This is a genomic window from Dysgonomonas sp. UBA7630 (assembly GCF_002483985.1).
Lineage (GTDB): Bacteria > Bacteroidota > Bacteroidia > Bacteroidales > Dysgonomonadaceae > Dysgonomonas.
This window is the reverse complement of the sequence record NZ_DLIY01000036.1, coordinates 1-6,520: the sequence shown is the minus strand read 5'-3', so window position 1 is coordinate 6,520 and position 6,520 is coordinate 1. Positions and strand designations below refer to the sequence as shown.

The following is a 6,520-nucleotide window of genomic DNA, read 5'->3' as shown; positions in this document are numbered from 1 at the left end:
CGCCGAATAATCATACAAGTTCAATCCGTGCATCTGGTCCAGTTCCTTGCCATTGTACTTGTACGGCTGCTTATCAGGTCCGGTGGTTCCGGCAAAGATAGAACCAAAAGGGTAATAGTGATTTTTCTGAACCAATGTTCCGCTGGCATTTAATACTACACGGTTATTACCTAGATGATCTGTNNTAATAATGATATACGCCTCCTTCTATATATCCACCGTCAATCAGTATACGCTTTAAGGTTCCATTCTCATAAATCTTATTGCCCACATAATCGGTTGTCTGGGTCTGGGTCAATGTTGCTGTATTGATTGCCGAACCAATAACCGGGGTTGTAGAATAGTTTGGATTCCATTTCTGAACAACTTTCAGTTTTTGACCTCCTGCCGAATAGGTATATTCGTTCCTTGCCTCCGCAACGGGACTCTTGATATCCATCTGTCGTGGCAAATTTAAGGAATTGTATTGAATCTCTGTTATTCCTTTGTTTAAATCTTTTGTCATCGTCCCGTTAGCATTATAGGCATACTCTGTGGCTACATTACTATAATTCTTAAAGTCCATCGATTCGGCTAGGCTGATGGTTCCTATGGCATCGTCAACTTTAATCAACTGATTTCCGGTATAGGTCATTGTCAGGTTATCTATCAGCCCATTTGTGGTAGCTGTAATTACCCCTCCGCGTGTCAAGGTTTTCATATTGCCATGTTTGTCATAGCTATAGGATGTCTTATAGTCAGTATGAGCTGTACTGACAGCTCCATTGACAAGATAAACGGCTGATGTTAATCTTGAAAGGTTATCATAGCTAAAAGTATACCCCAGCAATGAGCCACCATCATTTACCTGCCAGTTCATTGCACTGATATTTCCATTGTATTGTTTCGTACTACCTCCATAAACGTCATTATAATACAACGTTTGTGTAAATAACGGACTGTTTATTGATTTTGTCCACGAACGGATGTTATAACCATAGGTAGACAAGGCATTTGCTAATCCGCCTTTTTGGTTGGTTTTGAGTCTGCCCAGTTCATCATACGTATTTTCAGCAAGGGTTACAGCAGTAGCCCCATTGAGCTGATAGGTCTCTTTCTTCAATCGTCCTGCATGGTCATAAGTGTAAGCGTATACTTCTGTTTGGGTGCTCTTTCCAGTAGCTGAGTGAACATGTTTCTTCTGAGAGGGTTGACCGGTGAAGTTATAAGCTATATATTCCTTTTCAAGACCACCAAGATGATTGGTCGATTTGGTCTGAATCACCCGCCCTCGTGTATCGTAGTACATAGCCGTAGCAATCTGTCCTTCCAAGGTATTATTGGATTTCCCATCCGAGCCCATCAGCTTTACCCGAGTTCCCACCAGCAATCCTTTGGCACTTGAATGCCGGATCCCATACCCCGATTCTATATTGTAATCCAAATTCGTTTTATAGTAAGAATTTGTTTTTAACATGGCTTCATAGTCATCGTAGTAGTTTATAAGCAATACATCATCTACCGGAATACTCGCCAATGTGGTCCAGCTATATCCAAAGTTTCCGCTTCCTGGTGTCTCCGTAAAAAGCATTGTAGAATAAGTTGTTAGCATCGCCTCATGGGTGGAAGCTGTACGATATATCCCTGAGATAATCAACCGGCCGAAGGCGTCGTATTTATTAAAAGTCCATTCGGGAGACGAGGTCTTTGCCCGTTGTTCCCCGTCTTGCGTAAAGATCAGCCGGTCTGCTTTATCATAGACATAATAAATCCAATCGCATCCAGGCAACTTTTTAGAGATGCAACGATCTAAATTATCATATTTATACAGATATGCCCATAGTTTCAAGTTCGTATTTGTTTCTGTCCATGGAGTGGAAGAAGTTGCACTTAACAAAATGGCTGATGCTTCCGGCGGCAATACGACTCTTAGATTCCCATAACTATCATAAATATAGTTCGTATCAAAGGACTTTCCTGCATTTATTTGGCGTGTAAGAATTACTTGCCCCAATTTATTTTTAAACTCATAAGCAGTATTTCCGTTTTCATCTTTTGTTCGGGTAATATAAAGTTCATTTGCCGGATAATTATCTGTACGGTATATGCTTATCATTTTTCTGTCATCGGTAGATATATATTTAGCACAGACCAACGAATCGGCATCAGCCCATGTAGTCCCAGATTTCGCCTTGTTAGTTAAATAACCAGTCCATATAGCCTTATTATTATTCTGCCAATCAGCCCCAGGTCCATATTGGGCCAAAGTGCGGTTCAGAGGAGACAGGTCATATACAGGCTTGGAGAATGGAGCGGTCTCACTTGGATAAATAGCATTTATGTTAGCCTTCACTTTCGTTAGATCTGCAAAAGCTCCATTATTGGATGCAATAGCTACCGGCAACCATGTACTTGTTTGTCTTCCCAGATTATCATACTCCTGAATGGCAACCAAATCTTTACCTGTAGTAGTGATTCCACGTTGAACAGTTTCCACCGGACGTCCCAAACCATCAAAATATTGCATGGTCACCATCTCCTCACTTGTGTTGTAGTTCACTGTCGATTTTGCTATTAGAGGGGTGGTAGTACGTATATAGTTTGGACCTGTAGATACTATATTTTGAGGTGGAACATACGTAATAGGTTCAATGGGTGGTTCCTCTGTATTGCTCGTATCTCTGAATTTAATAGTCAATTTGGCTCCTACTGCAAAATTTTGAATATTTAATATATAGTTACCCGATGATAAGATAAATGGTTTGTCTAGCTGATATCCAGATTTACACAAAGGATCAGGTTTTATCCAAAGACAAGCTACTAAAACCGTTCCATTTGCAGTTACTGTAATTTCATAATTACCATCTAAAGAAAATCCTAAAAAATAACCAGAGGGATCACTACTTGAGGCTCTTTCCATGGTATAGACTTTGTCTTTCATAATATCCCCAATATAGTTTGTTGGGGAAGGCTGAGCATATGCTTCTAATACAAATGTCAAGCTGACTAGTATATATATAATTATCTTTTTCATAGTTTTACACCTTACTTGTTTTTATAGAAATAATCGCTTGCCTGTATGATTTTCTTCGCTCCGTTTTCCATTATATACACCTCCTTCAGATTATTTAATTGGTCATAATCATAGTAGGTAATAGTGCCATTAGGTTCTATTCGCTGAATAAGTCCTACGAGTGACCTATACTTGAAGGCCGTGACGTGTACATCTTTCAAGGTAGTATTACTTTGCAGATCTGTTATTAATTTAAAGTCAGCATCCGATGGTGTCATTTTTTTTGCAATTCCTTCCAATGTTGCTAAAGGAATGATCGCTGCTATTTGATCATAGGTCGCGTTTTTTATCTCTGCAATCGGATATTGGTAATTGTACCCCCAAAGATAGGTAACTTTAGTTCCGTCATTCAAGGCATACTCTAACGGGTTCAAATAAGAATCATATTTTGAAAAAGTTAATTTTTCAAATAGGGTTGAATTCCCATGGTTTAATTTTACAGAGGTCGGAGCTACCAGTAGATCACTATTCCAAGTCCAATAAGATGTTTCTTTTGAGCGTGTTAATATAGAATTGAGATAATCCGATTCGTTTACAGGAACACTGATCATATTTTTATCTACCAGCTTACTCTTAGTCAGGGGATCTATAATACTTGATGCATATTGATATTCTTTTGTCCTGATTTTATCTCCAAGGGATTCTGTAATTTTCTTGGGCTGATAATTGGAAGGATCATACTCGTAGCTTGTAGTCGTATATATTTTATTATTTCCGAAATAGTCATACCTTGAATGGTTTTTTAGTTGAACAGTATAACTATTAGTAGGGTAAACAATTATATTAAATCTTTCGCCTGCTCCTATCGGAACATTTGGAACAAATGCTAGACCACCTGTTCCGCATTCAACCCTAAATCCTCTATATTTATCTTCTACCCATACATTTATTAAGTTTGATTCGAAATTCTCTAAAGAGTAACTGTTTCGCTCAACACTGATGGTATCATTGTTATTATCCAACAATATCGTTGCAGTTTGTTTTCCATTCAATGGTATAGCTTTTGGTTCAGATACCATGAAAAATTTTGACCCCGAACCACTATTTGTAGAATTTATAAATTCTACAATTTTTCTTCCATTACGGCTATTGCCATCTTGTGAAGTCATCTCTATTTCAACCCGGTTATAGCCTACCACGGCATTATCACACCCGCTTGCTGAATAACTGTAAAGATTCGAGGAACATATTTCATATGAGTTGATGGAGTTTCTTGTAGTAAAATAATAACTTTGTTGCGGAGGCGGTTGGTAAATAAGTTCTTGTTTAAATGTTATATAATTAGATTTATTATAAAACTTCATCGGGTTGATCAACTTACCACTCGGTTTACCTCCTGTAGTTATATACTTATAATTTTTTACTGATGTTACAATATTATTTTCATCATAGTTGGTAATGCTTTTTACTCTTACACCTCCTGCTATGGACTCCGCCTTCTTTAACTTATCTACATCTGTATACAAATGGGTAATTGTCGCACTAATACCATTCGCTGGAGATAAACCTGTAGGAATATAAGATCGCATCTCGATCGTACCTGCCGGCAGAAAAAAATAATACTCAAAAGGAAAAGTCCTTTTTCCGTTATTGAAATCAATTTTATCCTGATCAGTCAAAAAATCAAAGTATTTTTTGATAAGTTGACCATTTGAATATACTGCTATATAAAATTGTTCCAGTTGCATCGTACTCGTTACATTCGGAGCATAAATAGCACCTTTAACATGTACTCTGCATTCTTGATCGATACTAAGCCCAACATATTTCATTGTCGAAGAAGCTCCAAAATTTGATATGCTTTTACTGAATTCTATACCGGCTCCACTCACGTTAGCATCCGGATAGTATCCATTACCTACAACATGTGGTTCAAATACAAATTCCGTCTTTCCGCCTGTGGGGTATATAATACTCTTCAACATACCGGTAGTAATATGCACTTTGCTGGATCTTCTATTAGCAAAAGTAACAAATGGACTTGCAGAAAGCCTTACATTAAACATACTGGATGGTAAGCTTTCATTTAAAGATAGAACAATCGGATCTGAGATAAGTGTATGGGTTTTCTGGTATACTTTACCCACAATGTTGATTTCTTGAAATTCTCCCCCAACAAGACGGTTCTCCTGCCCATTATAAAAGCCCCAATAATCTTGTGAAAATGAGACTTTATTTGGTAATGGTCGGGATTCATTATAAGTGAACAGATATGCCTGTAAACTTGTATTAATATCCTTTCGATATAGCTTCACTAATTTCAAACGTTTTAAATTACGATTAATGTCCAGACCACTTTCTCCAACCGTCGTACCTGTAAAATAATCATGCTCAAATTTGTACTGCTTACGAACAACTTTACTGGAACGATCAAATACTTTTATTTCATCTAGTGCGAGTCCATTGTCCAGGTCAATCCTACTCTTTACGGTAAATACAACACTATCCAAAAGCCCTACAATGGAAGAGGGATATAATTGCTTGTGAGTACCAGGATAAGATATATCTCTAGACAATTCATAATTGTTATCCATTGCTGTAGGAGTAGATTCGGGTAGTACTTTTTCTTGCTTAATTATATCTCTAATTATTGGGAGCTGATTTACTGATCCTGAATAATCATAATATATTTTTATTAATGGTCTCCATTGATAATAAATGTCGGTAAGATACCATGTGAATGTACTATTGATATCTCCTTGATTAGCTTCTTCTCGGGCACTAAATTCATAGATATAGCCTTGTTCGTCGGTAATTCGCCAAGAACTTCCAGAGCTGAGCATTTCTATTTTATACTTGTTCTTTTCCCCATTATATACAAAAGTCCCATTATAAGGATGTTTAGTGAACCGAAATGATTTCCCTAAGAAATTAACATTATAGATATCTCTTTCTCCTGATCCATATGAGGCCTCTCTTAGCATATCATCTGTTGTCGGAGAATTATCTGGAGCAACGCATGCAGCCCACCTAAATCCAACTTCAGAAAACCCTCTGGCAAGATAATCCGGAGCATAGGATGTTGTTTTACTATAGTTTATCATTTTAGTCCAGTCTGAAGCAGTTGCATACGAAACTTTGTCAGCCTTTCCCACTNNTGAGAAATACTGCCTCCAACCATAAGGTTCCACCCTAAACCGGCCCAAGTAGCCTCTTGGGTCACCTGTATGCCTGTAGCATGATAATTAAGTGAAATTGGAACTTCTATACCTTTTGCTTTCACCGTATATAGAGGAATATCTATAGATGGTATCCCTGTATATTCACTGACTGGATACTCTCCGTACTTTTCCAATCCTGCCACCTCCGGAGATTTTGGTAGTATATCAGGAGCTTGGAGCCCATTATTAATTTGGCTATAAACATCTAAGAAAGTAAAAAAGATTATAAGGAAACATAGATACTTTTTCATAGTATTATTTTTTACTTTTTAATAATAATTTCATTTACAAACACACCATTAGCTGT

General features: G+C 37.5%; 2 protein-coding genes. Both read right to left on the bottom strand.

The features are described 5' to 3' along the window. Positions 1–166: 166 nt before the first annotated feature. The gene (locus B3P17_RS14155; RefSeq protein WP_422653400.1) at positions 167–2,506 is read right to left on the bottom strand and encodes a DUF6443 domain-containing protein; all 2,340 of its coding nucleotides are present in this window, start codon (positions 2,504–2,506) and stop codon (positions 167–169) included. A gap of 518 nt (positions 2,507–3,024) precedes the next feature. Further along, on the bottom strand, positions 3,025–6,147 hold the full coding sequence (locus B3P17_RS14150) for a hypothetical protein (protein ID WP_291105961.1): 3,123 nt from the start codon (positions 6,145–6,147) through the stop codon (positions 3,025–3,027). Positions 6,148–6,520 lie beyond the last annotated feature (373 nt).